This is a genomic window from Pararhizobium sp. PWRC1-1, from assembly GCF_049897905.1.
Classification (GTDB): Bacteria; Pseudomonadota; Alphaproteobacteria; order Rhizobiales; family Rhizobiaceae; genus Pararhizobium.
The window spans coordinates 1-13,079 of sequence record NZ_JAFCXE010000050.1; the positions used below are offsets into that span (position 1 = coordinate 1).

Genomic DNA, 13,079 nt, shown 5'->3' on the forward strand with positions numbered 1-13,079 from the left:
GCTTGTTCTTCGAAGTCGGCATGGCGCGGGCAGTCGCCGATAGGCTTACAGAGGGAGCACGCATATTGGGATTGCCCGAATAGCTTGGTGGGCCGTCGATCGCAACCGCCAGGCCACCTTTCCCGACAAGTGACAAAAGGATATTCGGAACTGCTGCGCCTTGGCCGCCGACGCCTCGCACCGTAAGGTCCGGAAATGGCGCGAACGGGACGCCAGCCGTGGTCGCCTGTTGTCCCGAAGCGGTCATTTCGGACGCTCGCTATTCATCGTTTCGGCGAGCACTGCGTGGCCGCGACCGCGAGGACGCCCCTGGTGTGTGTGCACCCAGAAGTCGCTTTGCCGCCGCGGCCGCAGCATCGGTATAGCTTCGGTTACTGTGAATGAGGACAAGCGGTGATCAGGGCCGATTTTGGCGACGGCGGCCGACTGTGTCTCTGGGATTGTCTCAGCCGAAATGCTGCCATTCAGCCCGGTAGCTCCGGTTCGTGTGCGGGTTTGTCGAACGATTGGAGACCATCGACCGGCGTCCACGACCGATGATGGAAGCGGACAGCAGGCCCAGAAAATAGACGAAGTCCATGGTCTGTTTCCACGGCTTCAGCTTCCGCCCAAGGTTCTCGGCATGCACGCCGAGGTATGGAAGCGAGTTTTGACCATCGCCTGTCGACCGACCCCATCGGGAGGCGGTGAATAGATTTTGCCTTTTGAGAGAGGATGGTCAAGGGTGTACGCATCCCGGAACTGTCGCCAGAAGTTAGGCTGCGACTTCCCGGATCGCTCGCGCAAAGACGGGCAACGAGCGCTCCACCATCCCGTCGTTTGCAGTCAAACTGATGCGCAGACGTCCAGGCAATTGGGCAACGCTGCCGGGCAGCACCCAGACACCGTCAGTTGCGAGGCGTGCCGCGAAGGCCACGTCGTCCGGTATTGGGGAGCGTGGAATGAGATAGAAGGTACCTTCAGGCACCGGCAGGTCGTATCCCGCTGCCCTCAGGCCCTCGACCATGCGATCGCGGCGCCGCGCGAGGGCTGCAACATCTATGCTGAGCTTCTCCAGATCAGGCAGCGCCCGCTGCAGGGTACGGCCGGCGAAAGCCCAACCGTGCGAAACCTGTGCCATGTCGACAACCTCACGCAGCCTTATGCGATCGGCTTCGGGCATGTCCGCCCCGAGTGCGAGCCAGCCCAGGCGCTCGCCGGGCGCGAGCAAGGTCTTGCCGAAGGAATAGGCGATCAGCGTGTGCGGGTAGCTCTCGGCCGGACTGATATGCGCATGGCCGTCAAACACCAGTCGCGCATAGGGCTCGTCGGCAAGGAGATAAATCACCTTGCCAAATCTTTCGGACGCGGCCGCGAGCTTGTCGGCGAGCGCGTCGAGTTGAGCGGGGGGAAAGATGCGGCCGGTAGGGTTGTGCGGCGTGTTGACCACCACCACGCGGGTGCGCTGGGTGATCGCTGCCTCGATCCTTTCGAGATCGAGGTCATAGGTTTCCGGTGCCAGGTCGACGGCGACGGGTGTCCCTGCCGCACCGCGAATCAGGGCGCCATAGGCGAACCAGCCGGGACGCGGATAGATGACCTCCTCTCCCACCTCAAGCACGGCGAGCAGCGCCGCCGCTATCGCGCCGAACCCTCCGGCTGTAATGGCGATGTCGGCCGGTTCGTAGGAGCGGCCGCGCGCTTCGCTCAGCCCGCGAGCGACCGTCTCGCGCGCCACAGCGTCGTATTTCTGGTAACCGAACCAGTGAACATCCTGCGGTTCGGTGTGGCGGACCAGCGCATCGACGAGGCCGCGCAACGGCGTTTCCTGCGGATTGCCGAACATGAAATCGCAGGCATCCGGCCCTAGGCCGTCGCCCTCCAGAACGTTCCGCGCAAAATCCATGACCGTGCGCATTTCCTCGGTGACGGCGAGCATCCGGCTGGACATGGTGGCAATTGGCACGACGCACTCCCCATGCTGCAGGCGGCGCATGTCCCCCCGACGAAACCGACCTTTGCGTAAATTACCATTTTTGGCGGCATGCGCGTAGTAGAAAGTTCTTGTGCATTTTACCTTTGCGCAATCTGCAGAGAACCGACGCACACAACCGTGGGTAAGACCAATGGCCGCGTCTCTAATCGGGCATTTGGGTCAAGCTCTTCTGGTCTTTGATAGCCTAATCGTTCACGCCGGTCACGCTTCTCTTAGCAGTCTGTTGGCTCCCTTGTGTTTGGAGCCGCTGCACGCATGTATGGGAACAGGCTCTGGAGAACCTCGCTTTGGGACACGCTCCTGGCGCAGCAGACATTGACGGCTTCATCCATCCCGTCGTCCGCGTGGGACGATCCGGCCAAGATCGAATTCGAAGGCTATGTCACATCATGTCGAAGCCTCCGATCCGAACCGGAACTCTGTGCCGTCGACCCACTGCATAGAGCGTCGCCGTAGTCGAGCGCCCATTCGGTGATAGACTGTGCGACCCCTTCAAAAAGCAAAAGCGTGCTATCGTTGATACGTTCGACGGGGAGAGGCTCAATATGATCGATCGGTGGTACTTCACTTACAACGAATGGAACAGCCTCTTGAGGCTCTACAGACACGAGAGCGCCACCCTCACGGACGACATTGACCGAAAATTCCGTGAGCTTGGCTTGACTGAGGGAACAGGTCTTACTGACGCTGGAAAGCAACTTGTCGAGCACGAGCTTCTTATGGAGCGGAGGAAGCGGCTTCAGCAATGAAGCGTAGACTACGCTCCTGCCGTTGTTTGTCCCTGCAATTGCAAGGTGTGCATTGAGGTTGCCAGTTGGTGCGCGACCAAAACGGGCGCTTGTCGCCTTTGTGCGGAATGACGTGATCGACCACGTTCGCGGTATTGCCGCACTTTCGGTAATGCGGGTGCATGGCGAGATAGTCGGCACGTGCCTTTCGCCACTCATGGTCATAGCCGCGTTCGCGCGATGACGGGCGTCGGCGGTCGTGGGGGTAGCGGCGTCTGCGGCAACCCTGCGCCCCAATTTAGGAGTTTTTCAGCACGATGGCCCTAAGCGGAAATAATTTCCCCGCAAAGGAGGGTCCCCAGCCAGCATCGCTGCGATCGCAGATTGCGCCCATGAGCTCACTAATCGAAAGTCGCCATGGCGACGGTCGTTCTATTAACCGGCTGAAAATCATGGAGATTCTCGGATAGGAGCAGGACGACGCTGATATCGAGATGCAGCCGAAAATTGCGGTGGCCTGGGCAACCTGGATTCTCACATGATTTCAATGACTTAATGAAATGGCCTTGAAATTCCCTATGTTTTTCCGCCGCGAGCGACCGTGGATGCCACCTTTGTGCCCTGGCTTTGGGCGTCAGTCAACAGCACGGGCGAGCGGCAATAATTTCCGCTTTCAGGGCCGAAGTCGCCATCTGGCGATCACCACGTGTATGACCGCTTTGCGCCCCCATATCGGTCGTAGAGGGTCGTCATCGCGCGAGCCCCAAAACGGACATAGCTCTGCGGCGGCGTTATGTTTCCTGCGCGTCGATATCATTGAAAAACTCGAGAGAGTATCTGCTCGTCCGTCAGTTCGGGCCTTCTTTTGCAGCGGGCTACGCGTTGTCGATCCCCGCGCCTCGGCGCAGGGTATCATCTACGCCGCCGTCAGGCGGCGATAGCGCCTTGCAGCTGGAATGGTCCGGCACCTTCCCGTCCAGACCGAGCCGGCAGAACCAGCGATAGGCAAGATTTAAATGGACCTCTTCGCACAACCGTCGCTCGGAACGGATGCCCATGCAGTAGCCGATGATCAGCATCCGCATCATCAGTTCTGGATCGACGGAGGGCCGTCCAGTGCCACTGTAGAACGGCTTCAGCCGCGCCCGCACACCATCAAGATCAAGATGGCGGTCAATCCCGCGGAGCAGATGGTCAGCAGGAACGTGATCATCGAGGCAGAAGTCGTAGAAGAGCTGCGCCGGAGCCGTCTGACATCCCATCATCGCTCAATCCTCCGCAAATCAATGGCAGAATTGAATCAGGAAGGCTCAACAAAAGCAACCCTGAATTGAGAACTCAGCAGTTTAACCACTGGGAGAGCTTGCACAAACAATCTGTTGTTAGATTCCAGTGAAACACAGACAGCGACATGCAGCGGAAAACAAAATGCGCCCAGCTTTTAGATATATTGCAGCAGCAATTGGATTTGGCATCCTCATCAGCGTTGGCGTGGTCGTGAAGGGACTGCTTGATGCCAACGACTACATTGGCCGCTGCGCTGACGAAACCTCAGGACGATACATTTTCGACAAGGAGGCGCGAGCCACCGCCTGCAAATGATCGAATAGCCGCCAGACGAACGGATACGAGTTTTTCAACGGTATCCGTCAGAAGCGGACGTCGCAGCGGATTACTTCAAGCTCTTCAGATAGGCCATTAGGTCGTCGATTTCGGAGCGCCAGAGTCCCCAGAAGCGCATCTTGGTTCCCGGCACCTTTTTCTTGGGGCTGTACAGGAAATCGCGCAGCGCCTGCTCTTCCCATACGAGGCCTGCCTCGCCAGCAGCTCTCATGGCATGGGAGTAGGCGTAGTCTGGAAGTGACCCGGCCCTACGTCCGATGATTCCCTTTAGGTGCGGGCCAAACACATTCCGTTTCTCGTCGAGAACATGGCAGGAGCTGCACCGTTCGTAGATGCGCCGGCCTCGTTCAGAGTCTGCCGCAGACACTGGCGCGGCTGTCGCTAGCACCAGGAGGATCGACGCCACTCTCCTATCGCGGATCATTGAAAGAAGGCTCGGACAACGAGGCGGGCTGCCGTCACGATACCGAAGCCAGCCACGGCCAATGCTTCTGATCAAGCAAGTGTCCGGTTCCTGTCGCTTGTCGACGTTCCCGTTCAAGGGTCGTTCCCGCATTCCCGCGCGACGCAGCCGAATTGGGTGTGGTGCCATCAAGGCAGGCTCAAATCCAAACCAAGCATCCTGCTGAGGACATATGCAATGATCCCCACGACCAGAAGCAATAGAAGGAAGACCGCGGCCAGCATGCCGCCCGTGCGCAGGACGGCTCGCCGTTCCTCCGTCCCCGCCTTATCATAGTGCCACTTGACTGCGAAATACATGCCAATGCCCAATACCAGTGCCTTGAACGTGCCAAAGACAATAGGTGTCCACTCCATAATATGCTCTCATGTAGATTAGCGACGCGCGCTATGACTTACTCCGGGCAAGCCATAGCCATTCAGATGCGATGCTTAGGTGTATCGTCAGGCGGCTGCTCGAATATTCACGCCGCTTGCTTTCTCCGGAATTTCGATACGTTCCGCTTTATCCTTCATGCAGAACCGGCTTCCTGTGAGCCAGCCTTTCAACAGCAGAATTGGCAGAAGACAAGCCAGAAGCACAGGAGGGAGAGCGATGACAAGGTGCGCCCAGACAGAGGGCGAGTAAGCAATCTGTATCCAGCACACCAGCGCAACACCGACTATACATATGAAGCAAATCACATAGATACCCAGACGATCCTTTGGCTCGGTTGGGGAGTGTACCGGGCCATTAAACCCGGTCTTGCCCGGCGACAGCGGAAGCGATTTGTTGGTCATTGCTTTTATTCCCAAAGATAGGAGGCGGTGAAGGCGAACTGGATCCCCACCAGCATCTGCGATTCAAGACCCAGAAACGTCATGGCGGTATCCGGCCGAAACAGCGTCGGCGGATGAGGAGCGGTAGCCGAGGCTTCTCAGTTTGTGCCTTGCGCGGTGGGCGGCGTTTTCGGCCTGACATAGTCGCGGTCGATTTTGCCCTCTTCTGCCTTGTAGAAAAACTGGCTGTTGACGAGCCAGCCCTTGAGCGGCCTCAGCGGCAGAAGGCACGTCAGCAGGATGAGCGGGGTCGACGTCAACAGGTGGACCCACCTCGCGGGCGAATAGACAACTTCGATGTAGACCGCGATGGCGACGACCGGGATGCAGGTGAAGCAAATCACGAAGAAGGCGGGGCCATCGGCAGGGTCGGCAAAAGAGTAGTCCAGGCCGCAGGATTCGCATCGCGGTTTCAGCGACAGGAAGCCATCGAAGAGATGGCCTTGTCCACAACGGGGGCAAAGGCCGTTGATGCCGGTCCGGATGGGGGGAAGTGGCGGCCATTCGGTGTTCATGTCGTTATCCTCGCAGGAAGAATTGATTGCATACAATACACATACAATATTCCTAACAATGCGGTAACTGTACAAACCGTCGCAGGCCTGGATGACAGGCTGACGGCTACCAAAGATGAATTGGTAGCGAATGTTCCCAGCCTCTTTTTTTGCTGGTCGTTTAGTTGTATCGAGTTAAGCGAACCATATAATTCAGATTGATAGGATCACGGCGGACCCTCCCATGGCTGCGACATCATGGATACCGAAGCTCGGCTCCAGGGACGGGCCGATCTACCTTGCGATCGCTGACGCGCTAGCTGCCGACATTGCCAGCGGACAGCTTACCGAGGGTGCTCGCCTTCCGACGCAGCGCAGGCTTGCGGACGACCTCGAAATCGACTTTACGACAGTAAGCCGCGCCTATGCGGAGGCTCAGAGTCGGGGGTTGATCGAAGGCCGCGTTGGCCAAGGCACTTACGTGAAGGCGCGGCGAAACGCTCCAGCTCGCGCGCAGCCTTCAGGGCTGGTCGACATGAGCATGAACCTGCCGCCGCGTTTCCAGAACCGCTCCCTCACCCACCGGATTTGGGAAACTGTCAGGGACCTCGAGGATCAGGGTCTCGACCTTCTAATGCGCTACCAGGAGCCGGGAGGGATCATGGAGGACCGGATGATCGCGACGTCCTGGCTGTCGCGCAGACTTCCGGATGCCGCTCCTGATCGCGTCCTCGTCGCAGCAGGTGCTCAGGGTGCGCTGAATGCTGTGCTGAGCGTTCTGACAGAGCCGGGCGACACGGTCTGCGCGGAGCAATTGACCTATCCCGGATTCAGGTCCGTCGCCTCGCATCTGAAGCTGAAGCTCGTGCCGCTGGAAATGGACGAGCATGGCTTGCTTCCTAAGGCATTCGAGCGAGCCTGCCAGAATGGAGAGCCGAAGGCGCTCTACTGCATGCCAACGCTCCACAACCCCACGACGCGGACCATGCCGCTCGCCCGACGTCGCGAGTTGGTTGAGCTGGCCCGATTGCATGATGTCCCAGTGATAGAGGACGATGCCTATAGTGCCCTGGTTCCCGACGCGCCTCCGCCGCTCGCCGCTCTCGCACCAGATATCGTCTACCATGTGGCGAGCTTGTCGAAGTGCCTGTCTCCCGCCCTGCGCGTCGCCTACATCGCTGTACCGGAAGGACGATCTCTCAGGCTCGCCAGCGCCATCCGCGCTTCGGCTTCGATGGTTTCTCCGCTCACCAGCGCGGTTGCCTCGCGATGGATCGAGAACGGGCTCGCGGACATGGTGCGCGACGAGATCATCCGGGAGAGCGCCGAGAGGCTGCAAGTCCTGAACGCGACGCTGCACAAATATGCCGAGACCTCATCTGGAGGGTTCCACGTCTGGATGCACGTCCCGGAACCTTGGACACGCGGCGAACTCGTTTCGAGACTTCGTTCTGTCGGCGTCGCCGTCGTCGCCAGCGACGCCTTCGCTGTCTCAAGCCCTCCGGAGGCGATCAGGATCGGACTTGGCGCTCCGGAAAGCTTAGAGGAAGTAAAGCGGAGTATGGCAGTGCTCGCCGACCTGTTGTCCCAGCAGCCGGCGATCTCGACAATGGTGGTTTGACGCCATTTGCAGGTCCGCTTCGGGGCCGATAGCGGACTTCGGCGAACCGCGGCGGTCCGGCTGCTTTCGTCTCTTGCGTTCGAGAAGCAGTCAGACCGCAGGCGGCCCCGAACTTCTCATTGATGTGAGTTGATGCGGATGTCGATTGGCGGAGGGTAGAGATGAAAACCACCTCCAAAACCGGTCTTGAAACTTGGCGTTGCCCACTTGGAAAACGTCCGAACCTACTCAATCCGTCCTCATGAAGACGAACGGATCCTCATCTGGATCGTATGGAACAACAGTATTGGCCACTATGATATTCATGCTTGGCCCTGGAGATACCGGCTCGGATTCGAGTTCTGCTGCGTGCTCCGTACAACGCGTTGCATACAAGATGCCATTATAGGTCAGGACGCCGCGACGGCCACAATGCTCGCAAACGTGGAATGACCTCGCCTCGGCCAGGTAATACGCCTCGTCAATGCCGATCCAGTCCCTTTGCGGGGTATCGGCCAGTCTGTAATAGATCCTCAGTCCTCCCATCTTTTCTTTGATCTGCAGCAGATGAAGGGTCCCGCCTTCGGCGGCGGTCACCTGTTCCGCCGTTACGAGGAAGGCGCGGATGATGTCCGCCCAGCCCTCGCCACACTCGATGCCGAATCGTAGATTCCCGAATGTCAGGTGCGGATATCGGTTCGCGAGGTCGGCGATCTTGTCCATTTCCGCTTTCACCAGTCACGCGCTTGCATGCCAATTGAATCCTTCGCGTCGCGACAATGTCGTTTCGAGCGTTGAGCGATCCCCGCGATCAACATCCGACGGCCGTCGAAGCGTGGCGGCGGAACCAGCCGGACCTTCGGGTGTCAGGCGACGCGGCGCGAGCGTTCGTGGCCGGCGGCGCTTGAAACGCCAGCCGCCACCTTCAAGTCGACGAGATTCTCATCGTCCGTTCAGTGACCAGCTTCTCGGCCAGAAATATGAGCCTATCCTTGTGTTCGGCCAGAATGTCCTTCGCACCATCCCACTCTTCCCGAAGAATTCGATCGATTTCGGGACGGAAATAGGCAGGGGGTCGATAGGATTCGGTTGCGCGGCGGTGGTCGATTTCGAAGCGAGGGCTGTCTCCCATCCCATAGCTGACGACCATGCATGTCGCGATCCGCGTCGCTTCGTCGAGGTCCGAGCCAACGGTCGCAGAACCTCCGATTGACCGACCTCCCAAAACGACGCCTTCGGCCGCCATGCCCGCCAAGGCTATTCGAATCCTTGCCCGGAAGAACTTCTCCGTCGGCAGAACGTGGCCCTTCATGTCGCCGGTCATGCGGCCACCCGACTGAAAACTCCCTTCGATGATCGTGTCGTTGATTTTGACCGTCACGACGTCCACGAACCCCGATGTCAGTGCGACCATCGCGTGCCCGCATTCATGCGTCGCTATGCGATGTAGCAGCGCACCGTCGAGCTTGATCAACGGGGGCATGCTCGCTTCGACGTCGTCAACTTTAATGTTCCGGTCCTTTGCACGCGCCAATCGTTTCGCCGCTCGTGCCAACCTTTCGAGATCGGCGGGCGAGGCGCCATCAAGCTGATCCGTCAACGGCGCCAGCCTTTCCGGGTCAATCCCGCCGAGGTGATACGAAAGGATTGCAGCTCGCTCCTCCGGTGTGGGAAGCTCAAGGCTGATGTGATGCTCGAAACGGCCCGATCTGAGTATGGCCGGTTCTATGTCCCCTGGTCTGTTTGTGGCCGCGAGCAAAATCACGCCGGGCCAGTCGGCCGCAGTACTGGTGAGCTCAAGAAACGAATTGACGACCTGCGTCTCATAGTATGCGGTCGGCTGCTCCGGTGCTCGCGGTTTCCGATCGAGTCCAGCTCGTCGATAAACAGCAATGCAGGAGATTTCGACTTTGCCTCGTCGAAGGATTTGCGCATAGACCCGAGCATGTCGCCAAGATGTCCGTCTCCGGCGGATTGCCACTGGCCGGCCGACGTTGCAACGAGTATGAGGTCGAGCTCCGCGGCCAGCGCCTTGGCGAACATGGTCTTTCCGACACCCGGTGGACCGACGACAAGGGCGCCTCTGTCCAACTGCGACCATGCAAGCTTCTTGTCTTTCCATGACAGCAGGTCAATCGCGAGTTTTGACGCCCATTCTCGAGCTGGCTCAAAACCCGGCAATTCGCTGAGGCGAGGTCCTTCGAGCACGCCCGGATCCCTTACTAAACGAAGGGTGTCGAAGCTGAAGTCAGAAAGTGAATATCGGGAGACCAGCGCCTCGATCATTTCCCAATCCTCACCGGCCACGGCTTCTGCAGTGGTGGCGTCAAGGCGAGGTCGCCGGGCCAACTTGCGGACGGCGTTCAGGTGTCGAGCAGTCGGTTTCTCGACGATGACTGTGGCGTCGGCCGCGACTCGGACAGCCTTAGAGAGTGCTTCAATGTTATCGGTGAGCACGATCGTCTGCGCATTATAGGTTAGAAGGTCGAGACCAACCGTCTTTTTCGAGCCGTACGCTTTCGAGACTACGCGGTGCATAGATGTCTCCGCGTTGAAAAACGCGCGTGCTTGTCCAGAAAACAGGAGTTCTGCGGCGCGTTCAAAACGGGGAAACCAACTCTTGTCAACAATGACGATCATAAGACCCGCGGCGCCTCCGCGGAACTGACGCGTATGTTTCAAAGCGCGCCGCAGTAGGGAATACGCGAGCATGACCGCAGGCCGCTTCTTGACCTCTTTGAACGCGGCAGAGGTCATTCGATGCTCATGACAAGGTCCTCGGTCTGGGCTCGCCGAGCCGATACCAGCGGCTCAGCGTGCGAACGAAATATTCGTCGTCGGCGCGGAGGTGCGCGTAGACCTCGCTGGTGACGATCCCGTGCCCATTGGGCAGCGATGGGTGCCCTTCGACGACGCCTTCCAGACAAGGCACTTTTCGCCAAGAGTGGACCCATTGATCCAAGAAAGGCACGGCCAGCAGCGCTGGCGACGTGACGGTGCCGGACTCAAGCCGTTCGAGGTCGGCGAGCAATTTTTTCAGACGCCTGATTTCGGCTGTGATGCGGGTGGGCATGATTGGTATTTCCTATGGGGGTCAGGTTCTCTTTCAAGGATCCAGCGACGCAAGCGCGATCGGCCACGCACATGGTCGCAATGCGCGTAGCGAGGCTTCGCTTGCTCGTTTGGTGCTTGAACGCCACGCAGAAGCGCTCGGATCCGCAGTCGGGTGATCCGTTGGAATCAACGCGCTAAAGATTGGCTTATCACTGGGGCGACCGCGAAATCGTCACGTCACGTGCGGGGCATTCAATGTCGGCATAGACTCTCCATGATCGATCTCCTGACATTCTCCCGAGCATGTTCAAACCGAAGGCAGGCATCCGCTCCGGACGCCGATCCGGCTTCGGGTCGTCGTGTCCGCTTGTCGTCGAGATGCGCCGACGCAAGAGCGTCCCATCACGATGAGTCCACGAACCTGGCGCGCCGTTGGGCAAAGGATCCAACGGCGGGCGGGAAGTCACGACCCTCCAGACGTCCTCACAGGCGCACTGTAGCCTCCATAGGACTCCGGCGAATCCATGAGGGCGAACGGGCATGCAAGCGGATCTTCCGAGCTCGGCGTGGCGGCGTCGAGCAGCTCGAATCCTTTCGGACCTCCCTCCTCACGGTCGTTGGAGACGACTCCGTCGCGTCCATTGCGGCAAGGATTCGACCGCGGTCCCACCGTTGTCGGACGGGACAGTCCGGGTAGACTTAGCTCCGATCTGTTCGCGTGTCCGCGGGTGCTGGCGGTCGACATTACCCACTATGTAATCTCTATGCTCACCACATGATCATATTGGCACCTTCAATCTCGCGTGTCAACAGTTGTGCAGCATGCTCAGGTCGCGAGCGGTCCAATCCGACTCAGCGTTTCTTGACGCCAACCCGCTGATGGATTCGAGCCCGGCTAGGACGCTTCGAAAAAAAACCCATCAAATAGTTGACAACGAAGTTGACACGGAACCGCTTAACATGCATAATATCTGCCCTCCCATTTTCCATGTAGACGTCCGAATAGCGCCGTGCTATAAGCGGCTCGTACTACCGCAAAGCATGAACTCTGAAGTACGGACCCCGGTCTCCGGGGCGCCGACGGTATCTTGTAACCAAGGAGAATATGCATGGACGATCGCATTGGATTCTATACGTTTGCCGACCTGTGCCGCATTCTGCGTCTGTCGAAGAAGACCATATATAGATATCTCGAACGCTTGCCCGGCTTTCCGAAGCCGGTGAAGTACTGGCCCGACGGCGACGACCGTTGGTTCATTCCGGACGTCCACGAGTGGATCCGGAAGATCGTGTTGAAGAGATGAAGATGTCGAACGAGAGCAAGACAGGTGAATCGACCGCTTCCCACGCGGCGCTCGTTGGCGGTGCTCAACGAGGCCGACAGGGGGGAGTTGCCGTGACGTTGTCTGCCGATCGTCCCGCGCCGACGCCCGATGCTGCGTACATCGTGCGCCCGAAACGCAAAAAGGCGGCCCTCACGGGCCGCCTTTTTGCGGTGATAGACTGCAGCAGTGCCTTGCCACGCCCCTATCGGGCAAAGTGCGCCGATCACGCGCGTCGCGGGATGCGGACGACCGGGTTAGATGGCGCCATGCCTTCGGAAGGCGTCATCGCATCGGACGTACTGCCAATCCATACTTACGGCGCGCCCCCCTTTTCTGGCCGCTCCACCGCGCCGACGGCCCGATGAACCGGTCAAGACCGAGGGATGTTGACGCCGGAGGCTGGACGGACGACACTATGGGAGGAGCAGGCAGGAACGCGAGGAAGCAGCAAGTGAAATCCGCCTTCGACAGATCATGGGAACCGGCGCGCAAATCGTCTGCAGATCGGCGTTGCCCAGATTGTGGCCCAGTTTCCCGGACGACGAGAACTGCACACGCGCCCTGGGGCGCTGCAACCTTGATAAGTCACTGGAAAGTTTGGTTGCGGGGGCAGGATTTGAACCTGCGGCCTTCAGGTTATGAGCCTGACGAGCTACCGGGCTGCTCCACCCCGCGTCACCAGCGTACTCGGCGGAGCCGAATATCGCTACAAGGAAACCGCCTTGTAGCGGTTATCGTCAACAGCGCAAACCGAAGGTTTGTCGCTTACAGGTTGGGCCGTATTTCCCTTCCCTCGCATTTCAGGGCAAATCCAGAAGAGATTTGTCTGCTATGAGTGACTAAGAAAGAGTTTCTGACGGCCGTTTATTTCGGTTTCCGGTTATTCTACCGAAGCAAAAAGGCCGCTTGAGGGCGGCCTGTTGTTCGGCTGGGCCGGAGGATGAAGAGAAGACTGTGTATTTGGTATTTTCTTGCCTTTAATAGACCTGGCAGCGACCT

Annotated in this window: 14 protein-coding genes, 1 tRNA gene and 1 pseudogene; 3 read left to right on the forward strand and 13 right to left on the reverse strand. The window is 58.8% G+C overall.

Annotation, left to right across the window (positions count from 1 at the left end; all coding sequences use genetic code 11):
• From ACP7E0_RS34365 to ACP7E0_RS34380, 4 genes and pseudogenes are all read right to left on the reverse strand, one after another.
• On the reverse strand, window positions 1-247 hold a 247-nt coding region (locus ACP7E0_RS34365; protein ID WP_426131781.1), incomplete at its 3' end, for a hypothetical protein.
• A gap of 198 nt (window positions 248-445) precedes the next feature.
• Window positions 446-580: a hypothetical protein gene (locus tag ACP7E0_RS34370; RefSeq protein WP_426131783.1), complete on the reverse strand. Its 135-nt coding sequence runs from the start codon at window positions 578-580 to the stop codon at window positions 446-448.
• Between the two features lie 174 nt (window positions 581-754).
• Complete coding sequence (locus ACP7E0_RS34375; RefSeq protein WP_426131785.1) at window positions 755-1,945, reverse strand: aminotransferase class I/II-fold pyridoxal phosphate-dependent enzyme; 1,191 nt, start codon at window positions 1,943-1,945, stop codon at window positions 755-757.
• A 1,708-nt stretch (window positions 1,946-3,653) separates the two neighbouring features.
• Window positions 3,654-3,968: pseudogene (locus ACP7E0_RS34380) on the reverse strand (transposase); the annotation flags it as partial.
• A 163-nt stretch (window positions 3,969-4,131) separates the two neighbouring features.
• Between ACP7E0_RS34380 and ACP7E0_RS34385 the strand changes: the two are divergent.
• The gene (locus tag ACP7E0_RS34385) at window positions 4,132-4,305 is read left to right on the forward strand and encodes a hypothetical protein (protein WP_426131787.1); all 174 of its coding nucleotides are present in this window, start codon (window positions 4,132-4,134) and stop codon (window positions 4,303-4,305) included.
• Window positions 4,306-4,375: 70 nt separating this feature from the next.
• On the opposite strand, the gene ACP7E0_RS34390 is transcribed toward ACP7E0_RS34385, so the two are convergent.
• From ACP7E0_RS34390 to ACP7E0_RS34405, 4 genes are all read right to left on the reverse strand, one after another.
• A complete protein-coding gene (locus tag ACP7E0_RS34390) occupies window positions 4,376-4,867 on the reverse strand; it encodes a c-type cytochrome (protein ID WP_426131789.1) in 492 nt (163 codons plus the stop codon).
• A 50-nt stretch (window positions 4,868-4,917) separates the two neighbouring features.
• Window positions 4,918-5,145, reverse strand: coding sequence for a hypothetical protein (locus ACP7E0_RS34395; protein WP_426131791.1), 228 nt, complete (start codon window positions 5,143-5,145; stop codon window positions 4,918-4,920).
• 87 nt (window positions 5,146-5,232) lie between these two features.
• Entirely contained in the window at window positions 5,233-5,568 is a 336-nt protein-coding gene (locus ACP7E0_RS34400; protein WP_426131793.1) for a DUF983 domain-containing protein, read from the reverse strand.
• A 137-nt stretch (window positions 5,569-5,705) separates the two neighbouring features.
• Window positions 5,706-6,122, reverse strand: a complete 417-nt coding sequence (locus tag ACP7E0_RS34405) for a DUF983 domain-containing protein (protein WP_426131795.1) — start codon at window positions 6,120-6,122, stop codon at window positions 5,706-5,708.
• Window positions 6,123-6,345: 223 nt separating this feature from the next.
• Between ACP7E0_RS34405 and ACP7E0_RS34410 the strand changes: the two genes are divergently transcribed.
• The gene (locus ACP7E0_RS34410; protein ID WP_426131797.1) at window positions 6,346-7,722 is read left to right on the forward strand and encodes a PLP-dependent aminotransferase family protein; all 1,377 of its coding nucleotides are present in this window, start codon (window positions 6,346-6,348) and stop codon (window positions 7,720-7,722) included.
• A gap of 228 nt (window positions 7,723-7,950) precedes the next feature.
• On the opposite strand, the gene ACP7E0_RS34415 is transcribed toward ACP7E0_RS34410, so the two are convergent.
• The 4 genes from ACP7E0_RS34415 to ACP7E0_RS34430 all read right to left on the reverse strand — a co-directional run bounded on the left by ACP7E0_RS34415 (window position 7,951) and on the right by ACP7E0_RS34430 (window position 10,774).
• Window positions 7,951-8,424, reverse strand: coding sequence for a hypothetical protein (locus ACP7E0_RS34415; RefSeq protein WP_426131799.1), 474 nt, complete (start codon window positions 8,422-8,424; stop codon window positions 7,951-7,953).
• Between the two features lie 202 nt (window positions 8,425-8,626).
• The gene (locus ACP7E0_RS34420) at window positions 8,627-9,466 is read right to left on the reverse strand and encodes a hypothetical protein (protein ID WP_426131801.1); all 840 of its coding nucleotides are present in this window, start codon (window positions 9,464-9,466) and stop codon (window positions 8,627-8,629) included.
• Window positions 9,463-10,458 (reverse strand): AAA family ATPase, encoded by a 996-nt coding sequence (locus ACP7E0_RS34425; RefSeq protein ID WP_426131803.1) that lies wholly within the window; start codon window positions 10,456-10,458, stop codon window positions 9,463-9,465. The genes ACP7E0_RS34420 and ACP7E0_RS34425 overlap by 4 nt, the downstream gene beginning before the upstream one ends.
• A 7-nt stretch (window positions 10,459-10,465) precedes the next feature.
• On the reverse strand, window positions 10,466-10,774 hold the full coding sequence (locus tag ACP7E0_RS34430; protein WP_426131805.1) for a DUF6634 family protein: 309 nt from the start codon (window positions 10,772-10,774) through the stop codon (window positions 10,466-10,468).
• Window positions 10,775-11,864: 1,090 nt separating this feature from the next.
• Between ACP7E0_RS34430 and ACP7E0_RS34435 the strand changes: the two genes are divergently transcribed.
• Window positions 11,865-12,059 (forward strand): helix-turn-helix transcriptional regulator, encoded by a 195-nt coding sequence (locus ACP7E0_RS34435; RefSeq protein ID WP_426131807.1) that lies wholly within the window; start codon window positions 11,865-11,867, stop codon window positions 12,057-12,059.
• A gap of 619 nt (window positions 12,060-12,678) precedes the next feature.
• On the opposite strand, the gene ACP7E0_RS34440 is transcribed toward ACP7E0_RS34435, so the two are convergent.
• Window positions 12,679-12,755 (reverse strand) — tRNA-Met (locus ACP7E0_RS34440).
• Window positions 12,756-13,079: the final 324 nt, after the last annotated feature.

Bases quoted from the DNA above. Each gene is read 5' to 3' on its own strand.
- ACP7E0_RS34415 (WP_426131799.1), bottom strand. From the start codon at position 8,424: ATGGACAAGATCGCCGACCTCGCGAACCGATATCCGCACCTGACATTC.
- ACP7E0_RS34425 (WP_426131803.1), bottom strand. From the start codon at position 10,458: ATGACCTCTGCCGCGTTCAAAGAGGTCAAGAAGCGGCCTGCGGTCATG.
- ACP7E0_RS34430 (WP_426131805.1), bottom strand. From the start codon at position 10,774: ATGCCCACCCGCATCACAGCCGAAATCAGGCGTCTGAAAAAATTGCTC.
- ACP7E0_RS34405 (WP_426131795.1), bottom strand. From the start codon at position 6,122: ATGAACACCGAATGGCCGCCACTTCCCCCCATCCGGACCGGCATCAAC.
- ACP7E0_RS34400 (WP_426131793.1), bottom strand. From the start codon at position 5,568: ATGACCAACAAATCGCTTCCGCTGTCGCCGGGCAAGACCGGGTTTAAT.
- ACP7E0_RS34410 (WP_426131797.1), top strand. From the start codon at position 6,346: ATGGCTGCGACATCATGGATACCGAAGCTCGGCTCCAGGGACGGGCCG.
- ACP7E0_RS34435 (WP_426131807.1), top strand. From the start codon at position 11,865: ATGGACGATCGCATTGGATTCTATACGTTTGCCGACCTGTGCCGCATT.
- ACP7E0_RS34385 (WP_426131787.1), top strand. From the start codon at position 4,132: ATGCGCCCAGCTTTTAGATATATTGCAGCAGCAATTGGATTTGGCATC.
- ACP7E0_RS34395 (WP_426131791.1), bottom strand. From the start codon at position 5,145: ATGGAGTGGACACCTATTGTCTTTGGCACGTTCAAGGCACTGGTATTG.
- ACP7E0_RS34370 (WP_426131783.1), bottom strand. From the start codon at position 580: ATGGACTTCGTCTATTTTCTGGGCCTGCTGTCCGCTTCCATCATCGGT.